General features: G+C 55.1%; 24 protein-coding genes. 9 read left to right on the plus strand and 15 right to left on the minus strand.

Features of this window, described 5'->3' with window-relative positions; all coding sequences use genetic code 11:
- Positions 1–261 (plus strand): type III secretion system export apparatus subunit SctS, encoded by a 261-nt coding sequence (gene sctS, locus EGK14_RS07835; RefSeq protein WP_125288531.1) that lies wholly within the window; start codon positions 1–3, stop codon positions 259–261.
- A 280-nt stretch (positions 262–541) separates the two neighbouring features.
- Here the strand turns inward: sctS and EGK14_RS07840 are convergent, their stop codons facing one another.
- A complete protein-coding gene (locus tag EGK14_RS07840; protein ID WP_125288532.1) occupies positions 542–2,311 on the minus strand; it encodes a hypothetical protein in 1,770 nt (589 codons plus the stop codon).
- 401 nt (positions 2,312–2,712) lie between these two features.
- On the opposite strand from EGK14_RS07840, the gene sctT reads away from it, so the two are divergent.
- Together sctT and sctU are read left to right on the plus strand one after the other, a co-directional pair.
- Positions 2,713–3,513: a type III secretion system export apparatus subunit SctT gene (gene sctT / locus EGK14_RS07845; RefSeq protein WP_125288533.1), complete on the plus strand. Its 801-nt coding sequence runs from the start codon at positions 2,713–2,715 to the stop codon at positions 3,511–3,513.
- Complete coding sequence (sctU, locus tag EGK14_RS07850) at positions 3,513–4,598, plus strand: type III secretion system export apparatus subunit SctU (RefSeq protein ID WP_125288534.1); 1,086 nt, start codon at positions 3,513–3,515, stop codon at positions 4,596–4,598. The genes sctT and sctU overlap by 1 nt, the downstream gene beginning before the upstream one ends.
- A gap of 279 nt (positions 4,599–4,877) precedes the next feature.
- Here the strand turns inward: sctU and EGK14_RS07855 are convergent, their stop codons facing one another.
- The 12 genes from EGK14_RS07855 to EGK14_RS07905 all read right to left on the minus strand — a co-directional run bounded on the left by EGK14_RS07855 (position 4,878) and on the right by EGK14_RS07905 (position 11,858).
- A complete protein-coding gene (locus tag EGK14_RS07855) occupies positions 4,878–5,195 on the minus strand; it encodes a hypothetical protein (RefSeq protein WP_125288535.1) in 318 nt (105 codons plus the stop codon).
- Complete coding sequence (gene hrpT / locus EGK14_RS07860) at positions 5,192–5,377, minus strand: HrpT family type III secretion system protein (protein WP_125288536.1); 186 nt, start codon at positions 5,375–5,377, stop codon at positions 5,192–5,194. Before hrpT ends, EGK14_RS07855 begins: the two co-directional genes overlap by 4 nt.
- A gap of 11 nt (positions 5,378–5,388) precedes the next feature.
- Positions 5,389–7,482: a type III secretion system outer membrane ring subunit SctC gene (gene sctC, locus EGK14_RS07865; protein WP_199746397.1), complete on the minus strand. Its 2,094-nt coding sequence runs from the start codon at positions 7,480–7,482 to the stop codon at positions 5,389–5,391.
- A 13-nt stretch (positions 7,483–7,495) separates the two neighbouring features.
- Entirely contained in the window at positions 7,496–7,735 is a 240-nt protein-coding gene (locus EGK14_RS07870) for a hypothetical protein (RefSeq protein ID WP_125288537.1), read from the minus strand.
- On the minus strand, positions 7,725–7,880 hold the full coding sequence (locus EGK14_RS21270) for a hypothetical protein (protein WP_158616035.1): 156 nt from the start codon (positions 7,878–7,880) through the stop codon (positions 7,725–7,727). The genes EGK14_RS07870 and EGK14_RS21270 overlap by 11 nt, the downstream gene beginning before the upstream one ends.
- Entirely contained in the window at positions 7,867–8,094 is a 228-nt protein-coding gene (locus EGK14_RS07875; RefSeq protein WP_125288538.1) for an HrpF protein, read from the minus strand. The genes EGK14_RS21270 and EGK14_RS07875 overlap by 14 nt, the downstream gene beginning before the upstream one ends.
- 96 nt (positions 8,095–8,190) lie before the next feature.
- Positions 8,191–8,781, minus strand: coding sequence for a type III secretion system stator protein SctL (gene sctL / locus EGK14_RS07880; protein WP_125288539.1), 591 nt, complete (start codon positions 8,779–8,781; stop codon positions 8,191–8,193).
- Positions 8,768–9,346, minus strand: a complete 579-nt coding sequence (locus tag EGK14_RS07885; RefSeq protein ID WP_125288540.1) for a type III secretion protein HrpD — start codon at positions 9,344–9,346, stop codon at positions 8,768–8,770. The genes sctL and EGK14_RS07885 overlap by 14 nt, the downstream gene beginning before the upstream one ends.
- A 3-nt stretch (positions 9,347–9,349) precedes the next feature.
- A complete protein-coding gene (gene sctJ / locus EGK14_RS07890) occupies positions 9,350–10,123 on the minus strand; it encodes a type III secretion system inner membrane ring lipoprotein SctJ (protein WP_125288541.1) in 774 nt (257 codons plus the stop codon).
- A 6-nt stretch (positions 10,124–10,129) separates the two neighbouring features.
- Entirely contained in the window at positions 10,130–10,492 is a 363-nt protein-coding gene (locus EGK14_RS07895) for an EscI/YscI/HrpB family type III secretion system inner rod protein (RefSeq protein WP_125288542.1), read from the minus strand.
- Between the two features lie 68 nt (positions 10,493–10,560).
- Positions 10,561–10,791 carry a hypothetical protein gene (locus EGK14_RS07900; RefSeq protein WP_125288543.1) on the minus strand — a complete coding sequence of 77 codons (231 nt, stop codon included), beginning with the start codon at positions 10,789–10,791 and terminating at the stop codon, positions 10,561–10,563.
- Positions 10,792–10,898: 107 nt separating this feature from the next.
- The gene (locus EGK14_RS07905) at positions 10,899–11,858 is read right to left on the minus strand and encodes a sigma 54-interacting transcriptional regulator (protein ID WP_125288544.1); all 960 of its coding nucleotides are present in this window, start codon (positions 11,856–11,858) and stop codon (positions 10,899–10,901) included.
- Positions 11,859–12,262: 404 nt separating this feature from the next.
- On the opposite strand from EGK14_RS07905, the gene EGK14_RS07910 reads away from it, so the two are divergent.
- Positions 12,263–12,910, plus strand: coding sequence for a hypothetical protein (locus tag EGK14_RS07910; protein WP_125288545.1), 648 nt, complete (start codon positions 12,263–12,265; stop codon positions 12,908–12,910).
- Between the two features lie 47 nt (positions 12,911–12,957).
- Here EGK14_RS07910 and EGK14_RS07915 read toward each other — a convergent pair whose 3' ends face one another.
- Positions 12,958–13,899 carry a transglycosylase SLT domain-containing protein gene (locus EGK14_RS07915; protein WP_125288546.1) on the minus strand — a complete coding sequence of 314 codons (942 nt, stop codon included), beginning with the start codon at positions 13,897–13,899 and terminating at the stop codon, positions 12,958–12,960.
- A gap of 132 nt (positions 13,900–14,031) precedes the next feature.
- Here EGK14_RS07915 and EGK14_RS07920 point away from each other — a divergent pair, with 132 nt between their 5' ends.
- Positions 14,032–14,250 carry a hypothetical protein gene (locus tag EGK14_RS07920; RefSeq protein WP_125288547.1) on the plus strand — a complete coding sequence of 73 codons (219 nt, stop codon included), beginning with the start codon at positions 14,032–14,034 and terminating at the stop codon, positions 14,248–14,250.
- A 31-nt stretch (positions 14,251–14,281) separates the two neighbouring features.
- On the opposite strand, the gene EGK14_RS07925 is transcribed toward EGK14_RS07920, so the two are convergent.
- Positions 14,282–14,527, minus strand: coding sequence for a hypothetical protein (locus EGK14_RS07925; RefSeq protein ID WP_125288548.1), 246 nt, complete (start codon positions 14,525–14,527; stop codon positions 14,282–14,284).
- 1,313 nt (positions 14,528–15,840) lie between these two features.
- Between EGK14_RS07925 and pagP the strand changes: the two genes are divergently transcribed.
- From pagP to EGK14_RS07945, 4 genes are all read left to right on the plus strand, one after another.
- Entirely contained in the window at positions 15,841–16,416 is a 576-nt protein-coding gene (pagP, locus tag EGK14_RS07930; protein ID WP_125288549.1) for a lipid IV(A) palmitoyltransferase PagP, read from the plus strand.
- 150 nt (positions 16,417–16,566) lie between these two features.
- A complete protein-coding gene (cspE, locus tag EGK14_RS07935) occupies positions 16,567–16,776 on the plus strand; it encodes a transcription antiterminator/RNA stability regulator CspE (RefSeq protein ID WP_004156612.1) in 210 nt (69 codons plus the stop codon).
- 437 nt (positions 16,777–17,213) lie between these two features.
- Entirely contained in the window at positions 17,214–17,669 is a 456-nt protein-coding gene (locus EGK14_RS07940) for a GNAT family N-acetyltransferase (protein WP_125288550.1), read from the plus strand.
- Entirely contained in the window at positions 17,669–18,481 is an 813-nt protein-coding gene (locus EGK14_RS07945; protein WP_125288551.1) for a deaminated glutathione amidase, read from the plus strand. The genes EGK14_RS07940 and EGK14_RS07945 overlap by 1 nt, the downstream gene beginning before the upstream one ends.
- The last annotated feature ends 183 nt before the right edge of the window (positions 18,482–18,664 follow it).

The following is an 18,664-nucleotide window of genomic DNA, read 5'->3' on the forward strand; positions in this document are numbered from 1 at the left end:
ATGGATATCCTGACCCTTTTCCGCCAGGCGATGCTGCTGGTGGTGATCCTTTCCGCGCCGCCGCTGATCGTGGCGGTGATCGTCGGCGTCATCGTCTCGCTGCTGCAGGCGGTGATGCAGCTTCAGGATCAGACGCTGCCTTTCGCCATTAAGCTGGTGGCGGTGGGCGTCGCGCTGGCGCTGACCGGCCGCTGGATCGGCGTGGAGCTGACCGAACTCACGCAAAGCGCCTTTGCCATGATGCCTAACGTAAGGTACTAAGAAGCTAACGTTAAAAAAAATAAACCCGCCGGATTGGCGGGTTGTTGTTACAGGGTAAAAGCCAGGTTTATTCACGCGACTGCTCTGGTCATCAGACGCTGTGAACGCCTCTGTCAGCAGCTTCATTGCCGTTATTTGGCGCGCCGCGACAGCTTCGCCGTCAGGGAACGAAGTGTGCGTAAGTAGCTGTTGCAGCTCGTCCTCAACATGAACTTTACTGCCGCTGCCTTTTACCGTAGCGCCATTGATGTTGGCCCGGTCATAAAAACCGGGCTGACAGTCAGGAATCGATTTCCAACGGAATACGATAGTTAATACCGTTGATGCGCACGCGCAGCTTGTTGTCTTTCGGCAGTGCTTTCGTGGTCAGCACCAGGGTGCCGTCGGTATCAAAAGCGATGCCGTGCCCGCTTAGCGTACCAAAAGCAGCGGCATCAACCGGGGTCCACGGAGAGCTCAGCTTGCCGACCACCGTCTCTGCCACGACCTCGCCACGCGGTGTCCACAGGAAGCACTTGCCGCCGTGAAAACGACTGTCGGTAGTGCTTTCAACCTGTACGTGAACGTAGCCGCTGTTGGCGGGCAGCTTCACATAAATGCTCACATTATTAGCGTAGGGCCGGTTTAGCCGGATATCGGTTACCGGGCTCGATCCCCTGACTTCCACCGCGCCCACTGCTTTAACCGTATCGTCACCTTTCGCGCGGCGCATACGCAGGATAGCTTCCCCGCCGCCAAAGTTATTGGTCAGATTATTAATGGCGCCGCTTGCTGCCGGGCTCTCAGAACGGGCGCCTAAAAAGCGCACGGTAACCTGATCGCTTTCGGCCGTGGTGACATAGTCGCCAACGTAAACCCATACCGGCGCTTCGGTGGCGTTGTTAAAGCGCAGATTCGAGCTGTACCAGTTAGCCGCCATGGATCCGGCCAGCGTGGTGCCAAAAGATTCTTCACGGCGGTAGCCCATATCGTAACCGCCGAGGTAGCGCACTACCGTGGCGTTGTTACGGTTAAACGTGGCGTTTTGCAAATTGATATGGCGCAAAATAGCTTTTGTAAAGGTGATATCGGCAGGCACCGTTGCGCCTTCCATACTGAACACGTCAATGGTCCACTCGCCGTTACTGATATCCATCGGATAGTTACATTTCTCCATCCAGCCGTTGTAGATACAGCACTGGGTGGCGCGCGGTAAATCAAAGGCCGGCGTGGTAGAGTGGCTTTCCTGCACGTTAAAGTTACTGAGTTCGATAGCGGTAAGATGATTCCATGAATTTTGATAAGACGGACGGCCTTTTAAAATAGAATCGTAAGTATGGCTGGTGTAAAAGCTGTTGAACTTCGTATCCAGCGTATCGATCATATTAAATACGATACCGCCCGTTTGGCTAATATTAAGCCTGTCGCACTGATAGTACTGTCCTTCGGCGCATTTATTCGTCATAAAGCCGCGCGTATTTTTTGCTAAATCATACTGACCATAAATTTCCAGGCAGGAAACTTCAGTGCGGCGAGCATTCGTGTTAAAAACAAAACTGCCTTCATCTCCTATAAGCGTGAGTTTTGCCACAGGCGAGTAGCCATAAGCGACGGTAGGACCATTAATTCTCAGCATTCGCAGATAAACAGAAGAAATATTCAGGCTCGATACGGCATAATTACCTTCAGGGAAAGTAATCCAGGCTTTATATGCCTCGCCTGAATGCTTAAACGTGAAGTTATACATGGCTGTAACCGCGGCGATAGCGTCCGTTTTACCATCCGGTACGGCGCCAAAGTCGCCGATGTTTAAATCTGCCAGGTTATTGATTTGTCGACGCCAGTGGTAAGCGTTGCCGGTGGTATTGGCAATGGTACCGCCATCGTCCGTCGCTGCCGTCAGCGAGCCGACAAACCAGCCGCCGCCGATGCCTTTATAAATGGCCTCACCAGGGGCGGTGTGACAGCGAAGCAGCACGCTTTCGCCTTCATAAGCAGGGGCAAGCTTGCGCAGATCGTTAAAAGTGGCAACGCTTTTTGTATGTACGTCATTAACAGTAGTAGTAGGCATTTTCTTCTCCAGTGGAAAAAGTTTTTTAATTAATCAGGCGGATCAATCCATTGGCTATTTAATCTTAAATATCCGGTTTCATTTAATATTATGCTGCCTTGTAAAGGTCTTAATCGCGCCTGTTTTCTTTTTTAACATGGGGAATTCGTTACGAATATCATTTTTTACGATAATCGCTAATATTCTCTTTCAGAGCATTGGTTGCTTTTTTTTATTTTTTGCAAGGGGCTGCTGGCGATAGTTTTTTTCGGGATAAGTTGCAGGAATAATCTTATCTATAATGAAGATAAGCAGGCGCTTACCACCTTTAAGTAACCCCTGTATCCGTATAGCTTTTTTAGTGAACTTTCCGCTGTTTTCTGCCACTCAGCTATAAACGACAACCCAAAAGATTTAACAATATGTGGAACAACGTCCTTTTTGATGGCTACCACTTTATCCTTGCGCTGACGCTGGCGATGGCGCGCATTTTTCCCTGCCTGCTGCTGTCGCCGGTGTTCTCGTTCAACGCCATTAAAGGCGGCCTGCGTTCCGGTATCGTGCTGGCGCTGGCGCTGTTCCCGGCGCCAATGATCCAGCAGCAGCTGGCGGCGGACGATCCCTCGTTGTTTCTGCTGGCGGCGCTGGCGCTGAAAGAGGTGATTATCGGCGTGGCGATCGGCCTGCTGATGGCGATGCCGTTCTGGCTGTTCGAGTCGGTGGGCGCGCTGTTTGATAACCAGCGCGGCGCGCTGACGGGCGGCCAGCTCAACCCGCAGCTCGGGCCGGACGCCACGCCGCTTGGCTTTTTGATGCAGCAGTCGATTATCCTGCTGCTGGTAGTCGGGCTGGGCCTGTCGACCATTACGCAGATTATCTGGGACAGCTATAGCCTCTGGCCGCCGATGCAGTGGCTGCCGCTGCCGGGCGAAGCGGGGCTGAAGGTCTATCTGGATCTGTTAAGCGGGATATTTACGCATATGGTGCTTTACGCCGGGCCGCTGGTAGCGCTGCTGCTGCTGGTGGATTTTAGCGTCGGCATCCTCAGCATCTACAGCCCCCAGCTCCAGGCCACCGTGCTGGCGATGCCCGCCAAATGCCTGTTGGGCATGCTGTTTTTTGTGCTCTATTTGCCGATCCTGAATTACGTTGCGGGCGAACGGCTGTTTGATTTAAAAGATCTGGTGCCGCAGCTGGCGGACATGTTTAAAGGGGCACGCTGATGGCGGAAAAAACCGAAGACGCCACGCCCCAAAAGCTCAAGGAGTCGCGCAAAAAGGGTCAGATCGCCCAGACGCCGGATATTCCCAAGCTGCTGATTTGCGTGGGCGTGATGGAGACGATTTTCGCGCTGGTCGGCGGCGGCATGCAGCGGCTGGAGGCGATGATTATGCTGCCGCTTGCCCGCCTGAACGATCCTTTCGGCCATGCCATGCAGGAAGTGATGCTGGACGGGGTGATGGTGCTTTGCTATTTCTGCGGCATCGTCTGCGCGCTAATATTTCTGCTGCGCATTATCGGCGGCTGGCTACAGTTCGGCCCGCTGTTCGCTACCGAGGCGCTGGCGCCAAAGTTCGACGCCATCAATCCGGTCGGCCACCTGAAGAATATGTTTTCCGGCAAACAGCTGAGCACGCTGCTGACCAGCGTGCTGAAGGCGGTCGCCATCGGTGTTATTTTTTACCTGGCGATCGAACCCGACCTGGGGCCGCTGGCGCAGCTGGCCTACGGAGAGGATCTCAATGGCTTCTGGCAGGCGGTGCTGTCGCTGTTTATAAAAATCGTGCGGGAAACGCTGGCGCTGCTGCTGGTGCTGAGCGCGTTCGATTTCGGCCTGCAAAAATATTTTTTCCTCAAGCAGCAGCGCATGAGCCATGACGATATCCGCAACGAGTTTAAGCAGAGCGAAGGCGATCCGCATATGAAAGGGCATCGCAAATCGCTGTCGCATCAGATCCTGAACGAAGAGCCTAAGCCCAGAAGAAAAGTGGCGGTGCAAGAGGCGGATATGGTGCTGGTCAACCCTACGCACTTTGCCGTCGGGCTTTACTACCGCGCCGGAGAAACGCCGCTGCCGCGCCTGCTGTTTAAGGCGGAAGGCCTGGATGCCCGGGATATTATTGAGGAAGCCAAAAACCGGCAGATGCCGGTGATCCGTTTCGTCTGGCTGACCCGCACGCTGTTCAGAACGGTCAATGAAGGCGACTATATCCCGCGAGAAACGCTGAAGGCCGTCGCCCAGGTCTATCGGCTGCTGAAAGAGCTGGAGGATCAGCAGCTGGATGAGGTGCTGGAAATCGAAGAGTAACAGAGCCTGCGATGCCTGGGCCGCTTTACTGAGCACGCTTGTGATGTCATTTTTAGTCAGTTCATAAAGTTGAGTAAATGAATTTATATCACTTAAATCAATACATTAACTGTGGGTTGCCGTTTGAAGATGGCCATTCACGGTTTATTTCCCGGAGTACGGAAACCTTTCCGCTACGGAAACTGCTCAAAGAAATGTAGTGCCAGATAATCTGTAGCCTTAACGGGGGTACGCTTTTGTATATTATACGTTTCCCCGTTTTATGTCGGGGCCTGCTGGCTACGCCATATCCGCCAGCGAATACAGCGTGCCGATCGCATCCTGCGGCACTTCGCTGCCCGTGAGCTGGAGCATCAGCAGCGGCGCGCCTTCGGGCGTAGCGGAAAGATAACAGCCTTCGTAACGGCCGGGCGCGAGAAAGCGGCGCATCAGCGCCTCACGCAGCCGGAAAGAGGAAAAAGGGGCGGGCAGCAGCTGGAGCGTCGGCCCGGATTGCGTATAAAAACGCAGCTCGTGTCCGACGGGATCGCACCAGCTGCACGCCTCGCCACGCAGCCATGCGGCCAGAAAGGCGCGCTGGGAATCGACGCGGATCACTGATTAACCGAAGCCTGTGAATAGTCAAAAGGCCCGTTGCGCATATCCGGCTGCCACCAGATGGTGACCGCCCGGTCGTCCGACACCGGGCGGCACGACATCTCGCTACAGCCCGCGAACTTAGGCTTTGCACAGGCGGTAAGCAGCATCGCCATCAGCAGGATCAGAACAGGTTTTTTCATTATCAGCCTCATTAGCGCGACAGCAGGCGCGTCGTTTTTACGCCGCTGGTGGACAGCGACACCGGCGCCGATTGCAGCAGCGATACACGGCCAGGTCTGGCCGGCGCCTGCGTATCGTAAGCCACGTACACCTCGGTAGATTCGCCCGGTTGCAGGCGGGTATGCGGCCAGGCGGCCACGGCCAGCGTGCGATCGCCCCGGCAGGATGCCTCGTCAAAGCGCGCCTCTTTTCCGCTGGTGTTGGTGATCACGCCTACCGAAATCTGCATCGCGTCGTTGCCGTACCACTGCTGGCGAGCGCTGGCGCGGAAGGTCAGCGGCACCGAACAGAGCGAGCCGAGCGGCAGCCCCGTCTGGCTGGGCTGTAAACCGCCCGGCTGACGGCTTTCGGCCAGATCCTGCATGGCGTTTTCGATGGTGCGCTTCATGTCGCCAGACTGATGGCGTCGGTTGATATCCCGCAGCGTATCGTTGACCTGCGCGCTGTTTTCCGCATCCACATAGCGGGAAGGATCGACCTGGTCACCGATCAGGTGCGGCGTAATAATAAACAACCGCTCGCGCTGAGAAGTGGTGCGGTTGTTGGAGGTAAACAGCTTGCCCAGCAGCGGAATTTTGCCGAGGATCGGCACGCGCTCTTCGTCATCGCCGCTCTGCTTGGTATGAAAACCGCCCATTACCAGCGACCGTTTTTCCTGTACCAGCGCCTGCGTACTGATCACACCGTTTTCGGTGCCCTGTGCGCTGCCGTCTTCGCTTTTATTTAGCTTGCCGTCTTCCACATCCACCACCAGCTGCACGGCGGCTTTTTCCGGATTGTCACCGATTGAACGCGGCGTGACGCGCAGGCTGGTGCCCGCCGTCACTTCCCGAATATCCGCAACCCGCTCGCCGATGGCGGTGATAAAGGCGGTATTGCTGAAGTCTATCACCGCAGGCTGATTTTCCAGCGTCAGCACCGACGGATTGGCGATAATCGACGCGGTGCCTTCACCTTCCAGCGCCTGAATATCGGCGAAGAAGCGGTTAAAATCGGTAACGAACAGGGTACTGGCCCCGTTCAGCATCGACGCGCCGGCGGTTACGTTGCCGAACTGCCCGGACCAGTTGGTGGAAAGACGCGCCAGCTCGTTGCGGTCGATATCCACGATGACCGCATCGATTTCAATCAGCTTCTGCGGCACGTCGATCATCCTGACCAGCTCCTGATACTCCGAGCGCAGCTTTTTGTTGTCGCGCACCAGCAGCGTGTTGTTACGTACGTCGGCGGAGACTTTCCCCTGCAGCGTTTTGCCCGGCTGCGGGTCGTTGCTGCGGCCCAGCCGGGTGTTGCGGCTAATCATCTGTTCCATGATGCTGCGGTTTTCATTCTGCATCGCCTGATAGGGGCTGTCGCTGCCGCCGCGACCGTTCTGCGTAGTGGTTGCGCCGTTTGCCGAACCGTTGCTGTTTTGCCCCAGCAGTTCGTTAAGCATGGTCGCCACGCCGGGCACCACCAGCGTCTGGTTACGATATTTGATAGTGCGATCCGCCACGTCGGCATATTTCAGGGGAAACGCCATCATTTGCTTGTCTTCGCTGGTTTCCGGCTCGGATTTTTTGCTGAAATCTGCAATCAGATCGACATATTTCGGCGGCCCGGTGACCAGCACCACGCCGTCGTCGGGCAGCTCGCCCCAGCCGAATCGCGGCTCCAGCAGGCCGACGCCCTGTAGCGCCTGTTTGATATCGGGCGCGGCATCCGGGCTGATCTTCAGACGGCGCGAGGTCTGCTGCGACTGCGGGCTGACATAAAGCGTATTGTTATAGACGAACCACTGAAAGCGATATTCCAGCGCCAGCCGGTTCAGAAAAGCCTCAGCATTGTCGGATCGCAGCCGGGCAGTCACAAAGGTATCGGGCAGGCCGGTGACGTTGGCATCCACGCCGTGGCTGCCGGCAAAGTCCTGCAGGATCACGCTGAGCGGGGTATTATCGGCAGAATAGGCGTAGGCACCGTCGCGCCATTCTTCCGGTGTAGTGGCGTAGCTGTGTGAGACAGAAAGCCCGATCGCCAAAGCCAGCAGCAAAGGGCGAAAGGGTAAAAAAGCAGACGGCGTAGGCACGCTTCTCTCCTTGTTACAGGCTCGTTGGCCGCATTAGCATCAGCAGGGTGTCCTGCCAGATTTCACATTGATTACAAAGACTTTCTAACAGCGCGACGGCGGCCTCTTGTCCGTCGTTTTTTAACCGCGCCAGCAGACAAAGCGTTTCGCGCTGCGGATGCAGGCAAAGCGCAGCGGTAAGATCGCCGAAATGATGCAGTGCCGGGTCGGTCAGCCGCAGCGCCCGCTGCATCAGCGCATCGCTAACAGGCACAGGCAGCTGTAGCTCGGCAAAAAAAAAACCAGCCGCCGGGCAGGCGCTGTAGCACGATCGGCATCTCGTCAATCCACAGCGCCAGCTCGCCGTTGGATTTATCCAGACAGGCTTCAATCAGATCGGCGACATCAGTTGATGGCATCAATGATGGCCTTGCGGATACCATGCTTGTACTGGGTGTACTGCGAGCTGGCCCAGTTAGCGTTAGAGACATCGAGCAATTCGGCCTGGAAAGCGTACATATCGCCAGCGTTAAACGGCTTGTCCAGACTTTCCTGCAAGAACTGGGTCATATCTTTCTGTGCGTGCGCCACCTGGTTGGACAGGCGGCGCTGGATTGCATCGTCGTTGCTCATGGCTTTACTCTCCGGTTGGGGGTTGCCATTAAGTGGCTAAGAAAAAGGGCAGGTTCCGGCGCGGCGAAAAAATTGTTGCGGCCGTAGAAAAGGCGGTCAGGCGGGGATCAGCGCTGCGCAAACCTGAGTCCAGCTCAGGCTCAGCTCGCCGTTATCGGTGGTTAACCGTAGCGTATCGGCGTCCAGCGAACTGTCGCTGACCAGCTGCCAGTCGAGCGGATGTTGCATCAGCCAGGCGGCAACATCATCCTGGCGAACGGGCGCGCAGCTTAGCGTAGCGGCAGCCTGACGGCCCTGCGCCTGTTGCAGCTGCCGCAGCATGGCGGTCAGACGCACTTCGGCGGGCAGCTCGGCCAGCAGCTGGTTCATTGCCTGTTTCAGTAGCGCCTCGGCATGGGGTATCAGCGCCTCCTGCCACTGCTGCTGCTGCTGCTGCCAGTCGGCGAAAAACTGTTCCGCCTGCGCGACAAAAGCCTGCTGACGATCGGCAACGGCCGCGTCCGCGCGCGTTCTGGCTTCTTCCAGCAGCCGATCGGCTTCTTCTGCGGCACGGGCCAGCCGCTGCTGTGCCTGTTGTTCCGCCGTTTGCAGCAGGCTCAGCGCCTGCTGATGGTCAACCAGCGCTTCGCGGCTCAGCAGCGGCCCGGCGGGCATCGCCAGCACAGCGAGTTTTTTAGTGATCCACATGCGGCTCGGCTCCTGATTGCTGACACTGCCAGATGGCCGCGTCGTAAAGCGCCGCCAGCCTGGCGTGCGGCAGCGTTAACGTGGGGTATTCTTCCAGCTGAGCGGCCCATTCAGGGGGAAAACGTAGCCGTAAACGAGGCCAGCTTTCCGGATGTAGCGCGCGCAACAGCAGCAGGCCGCCGATGGGCCAGGGATGGAAGCAGGCGGCATCCAGCCAGCTGCCGCAGCGCAGGCCTTTGCTCAGGCGCCGACACCAGATCAAATCGCTGCCCGCCATCCCGGACGGCGCGGCCTGCGGGGCGCAGGTGGCGGCCAGCAGCGCCAGCAGACGCTGCCAGCGCTCGTCGTCGAACGCGATCAGCGCCAGCATCCGCGCTGGCGGTTCCGGCGGCAAAGCGGGGGCGATGCCGAAGCTGGCCGCGACGGCCTGCGGCTGCTGCCAGCTCAATGCCTGCTGCTGCGCCAGCGGCAGGGCGAAAAAGTCGGATGTCCAGCCCGCCTCGGCCTGTTGCCACCAGCCCTGCTGCCACCAGTGCAGCCAGTCCGCAATGGAAGCCTGCTCCACGGCTTATTTTCCTGTCGCCGCAGCGGCGCTGGCCGGTTTTTCTTTTTTCCGGCCGGGCTTGAACAGCAGCAAAGCGAAGGCGATCAGCAGCACGATGGCGAACATCGCGAATACCCATTTCACCGTGCCGTACTCATCCGGCGAAAGCTGAAATGGCCCCATTTGTACCACTTCGATTTTGTCTTCATAGGTCTGCGCCGGCACAAAAACGATCGCTAAATCCTTATCGCTTTTGCCCGCCAGGCCCGGAATGCTGGTGGACACCATCTGGCGGATGCGCGGCTCAATGCTGTCCGGATCCAGGGTGTTATGGTATTTGATAAACACCGAGGCGGAAGCAGGCTGTACCGGCTCGCCGGGCGCCAGCCTTTCCGGCAGCACTACGTGCACGCGCGCCACCACCACGCCGTCGATCTGCGCCAGCGTCGATTCCACCTCCTGCGAAAGCGCATAGATATAGCGGGCGCGCTCCTCCATCGGGCTGGAAATCACGCCGCTTTTCTGGAACACCTCGCCAAGATTGGTGCGCGCCTTGTGCGGCAGCCCGGCGGAGTCGAGGATTTTTACGCTGCGCTCGATATTTTCCGCATCGACCGACACGGAAATGCCCGTTTTTTCAATCAGCTTTTGCGCGGCAATTTGATGCTGATTCAGTTCGGCGATGATATCGTTGGCGTCGCTTTCCGCCAGCCCGCTGTACAGCACGGTTTTATCACCGCAGCCGACCAAAAAAAGCGCCAGCGAGCTTATCATTAGCCATTTCAGCAAAAGTTTCATAGAGGCTTACTGTAGGTTGGTCAGTTTATCAATGCTCTGAACGCCTTTGGCGACGATTTTCGCATTCATCAAACTTTCAATATAGTAATTCGATAAGGCGGCATTGGCCTGGCTAAATTCTAATAAATTAGAGGAGCGTGAAGCTGTTTGTAAATCCTGATAGGTTTCTTTTCGCTGGCGTTCATTATTATTTAACGAGCTGGCGATACCGGAAAGAAAATGGGTTACTTCGGCGGGTGCCGAAACTTTCTCAACCTGGGGTTCTTTTAGCTGGGCGGAAAAAAAATCGATGTCGCTTTGCTGCGGCTCTGCCGTATTATTTATTGGCGGAAGCTGGGTTAAATCTGCCGGTGAGGAATTTATTTTCATAACGATCTCGCACGGAATAGCAGGACGGAAAGCGACGCGGGCCGTCGAAACAGGCCCGCATCATCAGGCTAGTACTGGATTTTTACCTGAGCGGCGGCGGAAGCAGCTTTGCTGGAGCTGTCAGCGTAGTTGTTCATTTCAGCATTATTTGCGTCGAGCTCGGCTTTATCGACCATATTCTGCTGCATCTTACTCTGAACATCCTGCATCTGCGACATAAAGCTTGCGCCGTCAGTTGCGCTTTCAATTTTCGTTGCAGTTGTAGCTGCGCTTGTAATACCGTTAGATATTGAAGACATAGTGTGACTCCTGATTAAAAGAAAGTTTGATTGTCAGCGTAATCGTTTATTAAGTGGGTGCGGCGCAAAAAGGGTTCCAAAGAAAATAAATTATTTTTATAAAGGTATCAGGCAACAATATTCAGCAATTTGATACGGTGATAAAGGGTGCGGCGCGGAATACCTAATTCATGCACCACCTCATCAATCTTATGGCCGTGACGATGCAGACACTCTTTAATCAGGCTGCGCTCAATGCGACGCAGGCGATCTTTTAATAGTGTCGCTTCGCCTTCGCCCGGCGTGATATTACACAGCGGCGGCAGATGCAGCACGTGGCGTTCCGCCGCGGCTTTCAGCTCGCGAATATTGCCGGGCCAGCTGTGCAGCAGCAGGGCTTCGTCCAGCGCCAGCGAACGCGGCGGAATAGGCTGCTGTAGCCGCATGGCCGCTTCCTGGGTAAAGCGGCGAAACAGCGGGATAATCAGTTCGGCATGGGAACGCACCGTCGGCGTCTCCAGCTTGATGGTGGAAAGCCGAAAATAGAGGTCGCGGCGAAAACGTCCTGCGTCCACCAGCTCAATCAGCGGCGTCTGGGAAGCGGCGATCACGCGTAGATCCAGCGGCACGGGCTGCGTGGAACCCAGCCGGTGAATGGCGCGGGTCTCCAGCACGCGCAACAGCTTCGCCTGTAATATCAGCGGCATGCTGTCTATTTCATCCAGAAACAGAATGCCTTTGTCGGCGGCTTCAATGTAGCCCGGCCGGGAATGCGTGGCGCCGGTATAGGCGCCGGCGATCACGCCGAACAGTTCGCTTTCCGCCAGGTTTTCCGGAATGGCCGCGCAGTTCACTGAAATCAGCGGCCCTTTCGCGCCTGAAAGCTGATAGATGCGGCGGGTCAGCGTATCTTTACCCGTGCCGGTTTCACCTTCCAGCAGCAGATCGACTTTCAGCGGCGCAAGGTTGTCGATCAGCGGATGCAGGCTGGCGTGGATATCCGTTCTGGCTGCGCCAGGCTCGGTAAGGAAAGCCGTGACTTTATCGTGACGGATACTGCCTGACTCTTTCTCACTACCCGTTACCATATTTTCTCCTGTCTACCCTCGGACTATGCAGTTAGCAATCTGCTGCAACTTAAGCGAAAACAACATGGGATCAGCGGCGGGCTGCTCGGGGTAACACTCAATATTCGCTTACTATTTACTAGCGCGGCCTTGAGAGGCTATCAGTTTCCTCTGAAGTTGTTGTGGGGATCTCCGTGGGGCAAAGTAGGGAAATCCCTACATAAATTTCGCAGCGCAGCGGTAAGCTGATGTAAATAAGCACATTATTTAGATTACAAAACGTTAAGAATGTGTAATTTAATTTACCGTAATTAAGACTTTACCAGCGCCAATGGAACATGCCCGACCCGATCGCCACCCAACACGGAGACGAAGCCTTGACGGGTGGACTCGTGACGATCATTTCACTGAACAGAGGAAGCGGCATGAAAATAGGCGGTGGTGTAAACGGCGCGATTGGCGGCGGCAAAACGGGGGGCGATGCGGGTCTGCAGCTACCACTCAGCAACAAGCAAAATAACGGTCAGGGCAGTCCGGGACTGGGTAATATCCTGAATTTTGCTACTTCGGCCTTAAACAGCGGTGGCGGCCAGGGCGTACAGTTTGGCAGCAAAGAGGCGCTTGCCCGGAACGGCAGTAACGGCAGCAGCCAGTCGACAGGCAACGAAAGCAGTATTACGCAATTGCTGAACGCCATTCTGGAGCTGTTGAAAGGCGGCGAGGCGAACAGCGATAAAACCGGCTCTGGCTCTTCGGGCGCTGGCTCTTCGGGCGCTGGCAACGGAACGTCCGGCGCTCAGGAAACAGCCGGCAGCGGTGATATCATGACTCAGCTGATGGAGATGATTAAAAAGATGCTGGGGCAGCCTTCTGAAGGCGCCAACGCATCCGGCCAGGGTGGCTCAGGCGGCTCGGGCGGCGCAACGCAGGGTGGTAAGGGAGCCGAAGACGAGCAGGGCAGCAGCGGACTGGCCGCTAAGCTGGGCGGTGCCCTGCAGATGCTGGGCCTGGGCGCCATTCTTTCGGCCCTTTCCGGCGGCACCGGTGCGCAGGGCGGCGGCGAAAGCAAATAGGTTATCCGGCATACCTTTCCAGGGCGATCGTCGATCGCCCTTTTTTATCAGGCTGGCAGCGTGCCTTTGCCGGTAGCAATGGTATTGGCAAAATCCATTACCTTATCGACATAGGTCGCATCCCCCGTGCCCGTTTTGGAAATATCGCTTAAATCAGCGATGTTGACGTTGTTCGGCCCGGAATTATAGGCGCGCAGAGCGGCACCCATACTGCCGTCGAACGCGCCGAGCTGCTCTTTCATGTAGAGCGCGCCCGCCATGATATTGTCATGCGCGTTATCAGGGCTGGCGTTGGCGCCCAGCAAATCCGGATTTTTACTTTTCAGATCGGCAAAGGTATTGCTGTTGACCTGCATCAAACCGGCATCCCGGAGCCCGTTGCCGCCGTTAACCGTTGCCGCGCCCAGGCTGCCGCGGGACTCCTGCCAGATTTGCGCGGCAAGCACGTTAGCAGGCACGCCGGTAGCCTGCGCCGCACCCTGAATATCGGCCTCAAAAGGCTTGAGCGAGTCGGGCAGATGAAGATCGCTGCCGCCGATGGAGAGGGCCGGAGAGCTGCCTGACGCCGCGCTCGCCTGGGCTGCGGACAGCGCTGGGGCAGCGGTTTGCGCTCCACCGTTTTCCGCTGAATTACCGCTGTTTTCGAACGTTATTGGCGCGGTGGTGCTGCCTGAGACGGTAGCGCCGTTTTCGCCGCCGCTGGCCTGCTGGCCCTGAAGCAGCTGCTGGATCAACGGCAGCACGGCCTTGATGATTTCCGATATCAGCTGCGATACCTGCTGTGACAGGTCGCTGTTTTGCTGCGTGTCGTTGCCGTTATTATCAAGCAGGCTTTCCAGCGAGGTGCCCTGGCTGCCTGACTGCGCGAAATTAATCGAGGCCTGGTGTTTTTCATTAAGCGGACCAGGTAAATCTTCGCCAGGCGGCAACAAACTATCCAGGCCGGGGATCGTCGGCGGCAAAGCATTAGCGGAAGAAATGGGGGTCATGATGAATTTCCTTAAGCGTAGACCAGGGAATAGTGATGATTAGTGGTCAGCCGACGGGATGGGTTCCGCCTGAGGGAACTTCCGGTGTTGTTACGCCATTTACTGCTAAAGATTTTTACCAGATGGAAAATTATGCCCTTTAATCTTTTTGGTACCTCTTCTGGCGCCAGCCACCGCACCCGCCATGACGCGAAAGTGATGCTGCCGGAGCAACAAAGCGTGCTGCAGTGGACTCGCAAGCCTTTTATTTTACTGGAGCCGCACCAGCTGCTGGTGCTGTTTGAACGCTTTATCGCACAGGCTGAAAGCATGCAGCGCTTTTTGACCCTGCCAGCTAAAAGCACGTCATAAAAAAGGGCCATGGAAGCTGGCCCTTACGCTGTCAGTGCGGCTGTTTAAACCCGGCCTTCATCAGCTCTTCTTTGAAGGCGTTGGTAATGGCACGATTGCCGCCAGTGACAGGATAGATAACGTTATTGATTACATCATCCAGATAATGCTCATCGAACTCCTGCAGCGTCAGCGGCGAGCCGCCTTCGTCATTAATGGCAATTGAACCGTGGATATGATCGCCCTCGTTTTTTGCCTTCAGGCTGTATCGACCCAGGCTGCTGTCCAGAGTGCTCATAAGATCTCCTTATTACCGTCAGGGATTGGTATCGCAAGCCCTGTTAAGTCTAGCCAGCACCTGCCTGCGCGCTAAGATTCCTCTGTAAAGAAAGCGCAGAGTGCGATCGCTGTCGCTTAAAAAATACATTACCGGATATTTAATTAACCGTCTGATTTTTATGCTCTTTTATTTAAGCGCTGTAAAGATGCCTGAAATCACAATGAGTTAAGAGCAAAAAGTAAAAAATGGCTCTAAATTGCCGGCAGAGGTCAGGAACGTCTGCGAACGAAGCGGTAAAAGGCCATTATGAAAAGCGACGGAAGCGGTTTTGTAACGGCAGGTGGGCAGAAAAAACGGACGGCGAAAACGGCAGAACAAAAATCTTCTTCTATAATCAAGTGGCTACACAGTAGTAATTTTTTTATCTGGCTGAGGAAAATGGAATGAAGATTATTCTCTGGATTATTGCGATTATTTTTATTGTCGGCCTGCTGACGTTAACCGGCGTCTTTAAAGTACTTTTCTGATTAGTCATCAGGTGACAATACGCGCGTATTGTCACCTCTTGCCCGCCGGTTTCGCCAAGGCGGACGCCGCGAGCGTTTTTTCCTTTTTATCCGGCAACTGATGGAATACGTCGGCCTCGTCCTGCTCTGTTACCGCTATAGCCTGACGAAACAGGCAATCTTTTAAGGTGATGGGTTTCCAACAATACGCGCATATCGCCCCGTGATGATCGCCAAAGCGGTCGCCGCGAGTCGTGAAAATGAGTTCCGCGTGCCCACATCTCCCGCATCGTATTCTCACATCGGCTCCTTAAATTTCTGTGTTAACCAAAATTAATTTTACCAAAAAATGTGCATGGATCGATAAATAATATTTATCAGTTTCGTGAATTGATATTAACTCATAACAACATGATTCAAAAGAGATAACCCAGTTCTTTCCTTTTATTTACAATAGCGAGACGATGAATATTGTTACTTTGGGCAACTTTATTTCTTTTTTTGGTTAAATAAGCATTAATTGCGCTAAATAAATGATCCAGATCAAACTCTATTAAAACAATTCATGATTGCAACTGACACCATCAGCGCATTATTTCGCCCCGTTTCTAATCAAAAAAAAGAGAGCTTTGCATAACTGCCATGCCACCCGGTTTAACTTTAAAAAAATTTTCATAGTTGAAAATTTGTTCGCTATGCATTCATGAACCGTTTAACGGCGGTAATTACAATAGTGGCCGGATTAACAATATGACCAGGCCTGCCGTTTTTAAACAGCAACGGCAGAGATTTTTTAACAGCACCACCGGTGAGCGGTAGATTAAAATGACATTTTTTCGCTTTTTTCTTCTTTTCCTGAGCCTGGCAGGCGCAGGAAGCCTGTCCGTTGCTGCCCAGGCAAAAACACTGGGCGCCGCGCTCTCCGGCGCCTGGCAAAATTTCAGCGACGGCGTCAGCACGACCTGGAACGAGCCGCAGCATTACGACCTTTATGTGCCGGCTATCACCTGGCACAACCGTTGGACTTATGACCAGGCTCATATTGATAAATACAACGAGCGTCCGTGGGGCGCAGGCGGCGGCATGTCGCGCTATGACGAAAAAGGCAACTGGAACGGCCTCTATGTGATGGCCTTCAAGGACTCGTTTAACAAATGGGAACCCTTCGGTGGCTACGGCTGGGAAAAAATCTGGCAGCCGCTGCGCAATAAAGATTTTCGGCTGGGGTTGGGCTACACCGCCGGGGTAACGGCAAGAGACAACTGGAAATATATTCCGGTTCCGGCGGTTTTGCCGCTTGCGTCAATAGGTTTTCGTGATGCCACCTTCCAGATGACTTATATTCCGGGGACTTACAACAACGGCAACGTCTATTTTGCCTGGCTGCGCTGGCAGTTTTAACAACGGGCGCGCCTTAAAATTAAAATTGATGGGTAAAAAAAGCGATATTTATCACTTTTTCGTGAAAGGCTACTGGACAAAAGGCTCAGCAATTGCTGTACTAACCCTCGACACAGTTTAGTGTCCATTTTTCATGTAAAGGTAATATAGATGTCTAAGATCAAAGGTAGCGTTAAGTGGTTTAATGAGTCCAAAGGATTCGGTTTCATTACTCCTGAAGATGGCAGCAAAGACGTGTTCGTTCACTTCTCTGCCATCCAGAGCAACGGTTTCAAAACTCTGGCTGAAGGTCAGCGCGTAGAGTTCGAAATCACCAACGGTGCCAAAGGCCCATCTGCTGCTAACGTTGCCGCTATTTAAGTTATCAGACAGAATTCTAAAAACCCGCCTTATGGCGGGTTTTTTTTCGCCTGAGGGATGCCTCGTCCCGATGGAATACCCGGTCAGCTGAGCCTGTAAGCCAGGCGGCCGTTGCGAAGTTTCCCGTGCTGCCGTGTGCGATATCGCGCAGGTTTCCGTCCGGGAGTACCCCTCCGGGCTTAGATGCGCAAAGATTCTATTCTGTCAGCGCTTCTTCCTGCTGGCGTAAAGAGTGTGCCAAAACATAACAACCGAAACGGTCAGCGTTAACCGTGCCGGGGGCGGATGTCTGTTTTGCGGGCTGTGAAGCCCAAACACGGCTTATTCTGTAACAGGCGTCGGCGTCGGTCGGGTTGCTTATCGTGTCAGGCAGGCTATATAACCTGTAGAAGAAAAGCGCTGACGCCCTGAGCGGGCCGCAATTAACAGGAGAGAGAATGAGGATCCGACTGGCGAATATGCACGACGGTTTTGCCCTGAGCGCCCTGCTAACCGAACTGGGCTATGCCAATACCGAAACTTTTATTGAGCGTCGTCTGGCGCAGCTGATCGACGACAGGGCAGAACAGCTGCTGATTGCCGAGCAGGGCAGCACCGTATTAGGCTTTCTCTCGCTACATTTTATTCCGCAGCTGGCGCTGGCGGGGGATTTCGCGCGCATCAGCTATTTTTGTATTGCGGACGGCAAGCGTAGCGAAGGCGTAGGGCATCGGCTGTTAAGCCACGCCGAGAAGCTGGCGAAAGCGCACGGCTGCGATCGGATGGAAGTCCACTGCCATGAGCAGCGCATCAAGGCTAATGCCTTTTATAAGCGGGAAGGCTATAGCGAGGCTCCCCGCTACCTGATTAAAGATCTCGATGCGCACGCCTTTTATCCTCACGGAGAGACATAATGAAAGTGGCTTCAGGACAGTTTGCGGTCAGCCGCTGCTGGCAGGAGAACGCGGCAACCTGTACGGACTTAATGGCCAGAGCGCTGGCTGGCGGTGCCGATCTGCTCGTTTTACCGGAAGCCGTGCTGGCTCGTGATATCACCGATCCGGATCTGGTGCTGAAAGCCGCTCAGCCGCTGGACGGGCCGTTTTTAAGCGAGATCCATGCAGCCAGTCGCGGCAACGGGTTAACCACCATAATGACCGTACACGTGCCGACCGATAACGGCAAAGCGCTGAATGCGCTTATCGCCATTCGCAACGGTGAACTCATTGCCCGCTACGACAAGCTGCATCTTTACGACGCTTTTACCATGCAGGAATCCCGCAGCGTCACCGCCGGTAACGAGGTGCCGCCGCTGGTGGACGTTGCCGGTATGAAAGTGGGCCTGATGACCTGCTACGACGTGCGTTTTCCTGAACTGGCTCGCCGTCTGGCGCTGGACGGCGCGGAAGTGCTGGTGCTGCCGGCCGCCTGGGTAAGAGGGCCACTGAAGGAGATGCACTGGGAGGTGCTGGTGACGGCGCGCGCGCTGGAAAACACCTGTTATATGGTAGCCGTCGGCGACTGCGGCCCGCGTAGTATTGGTTGCAGCCTGACGGTGGATCCGCTGGGTGTGGCGATAGCCAGGGCGGCTGAAGCACCGATATTGCTTTTCGCCGATTTGGATCCAGCCCGTGTCGCTCATGCGCGTAGCGTGCTGCCGGTCCTTGAGAATCGCCGTTTCGCTTATCCTGAACTTATCAGCTCGCAAAAGCTTCCGCTGGCATAGTGGACGAGGAACGGCCGGGAGAGCGGGCACTGCGCGATATCACCATACCGCTATGAAGCAATCGTGTGGCGTTAATAACACATTGCGGTACGCCAGACCCTGACATCCATGATTTCGGGCTTTCCTGAGCCGCTTTATCTGATATCATTTCGCAGGCCGCTGTGCAGATATTACTCTGTTACA

This window comes from Erwinia sp. 198, assembly GCF_003937915.1.
GTDB lineage: Bacteria > Pseudomonadota > Gammaproteobacteria > Enterobacterales > Enterobacteriaceae > Erwinia > Erwinia aeris.

Coding starts and splice junctions, on each gene's coding strand:
- EGK14_RS07940 (WP_125288550.1), top strand. CDS start 17,214: ATGAGGATCCGACTGGCGAATATGCACGACGGTTTTGCCCTGAGCGCC.
- sctU (WP_125288534.1), top strand. CDS start 3,513: ATGGCGGAAAAAACCGAAGACGCCACGCCCCAAAAGCTCAAGGAGTCG.
- EGK14_RS07905 (WP_125288544.1), bottom strand. CDS start 11,858: ATGGTAACGGGTAGTGAGAAAGAGTCAGGCAGTATCCGTCACGATAAA.
- EGK14_RS07945 (WP_125288551.1), top strand. CDS start 17,669: ATGAAAGTGGCTTCAGGACAGTTTGCGGTCAGCCGCTGCTGGCAGGAG.
- cspE (WP_004156612.1), top strand. CDS start 16,567: ATGTCTAAGATCAAAGGTAGCGTTAAGTGGTTTAATGAGTCCAAAGGA.
- hrpT (WP_125288536.1), bottom strand. CDS start 5,377: ATGAAAAAACCTGTTCTGATCCTGCTGATGGCGATGCTGCTTACCGCC.
- EGK14_RS07875 (WP_125288538.1), bottom strand. CDS start 8,094: ATGAGCAACGACGATGCAATCCAGCGCCGCCTGTCCAACCAGGTGGCG.
- EGK14_RS07900 (WP_125288543.1), bottom strand. CDS start 10,791: ATGTCTTCAATATCTAACGGTATTACAAGCGCAGCTACAACTGCAACG.
- sctJ (WP_125288541.1), bottom strand. CDS start 10,123: ATGAAACTTTTGCTGAAATGGCTAATGATAAGCTCGCTGGCGCTTTTT.
- pagP (WP_125288549.1), top strand. CDS start 15,841: ATGACATTTTTTCGCTTTTTTCTTCTTTTCCTGAGCCTGGCAGGCGCA.
- EGK14_RS07920 (WP_125288547.1), top strand. CDS start 14,032: ATGCCCTTTAATCTTTTTGGTACCTCTTCTGGCGCCAGCCACCGCACC.
- EGK14_RS07915 (WP_125288546.1), bottom strand. CDS start 13,899: ATGACCCCCATTTCTTCCGCTAATGCTTTGCCGCCGACGATCCCCGGC.
- sctS (WP_125288531.1), top strand. CDS start 1: ATGGATATCCTGACCCTTTTCCGCCAGGCGATGCTGCTGGTGGTGATC.
- EGK14_RS07925 (WP_125288548.1), bottom strand. CDS start 14,527: ATGAGCACTCTGGACAGCAGCCTGGGTCGATACAGCCTGAAGGCAAAA.
- EGK14_RS07910 (WP_125288545.1), top strand. CDS start 12,263: ATGAAAATAGGCGGTGGTGTAAACGGCGCGATTGGCGGCGGCAAAACG.
- EGK14_RS21270 (WP_158616035.1), bottom strand. CDS start 7,880: ATGCCATCAACTGATGTCGCCGATCTGATTGAAGCCTGTCTGGATAAA.
- EGK14_RS07895 (WP_125288542.1), bottom strand. CDS start 10,492: ATGAAAATAAATTCCTCACCGGCAGATTTAACCCAGCTTCCGCCAATA.
- sctT (WP_125288533.1), top strand. CDS start 2,713: ATGTGGAACAACGTCCTTTTTGATGGCTACCACTTTATCCTTGCGCTG.
- sctL (WP_125288539.1), bottom strand. CDS start 8,781: ATGTGGATCACTAAAAAACTCGCTGTGCTGGCGATGCCCGCCGGGCCG.
- EGK14_RS07840 (WP_125288532.1), bottom strand. CDS start 2,311: ATGCCTACTACTACTGTTAATGACGTACATACAAAAAGCGTTGCCACT.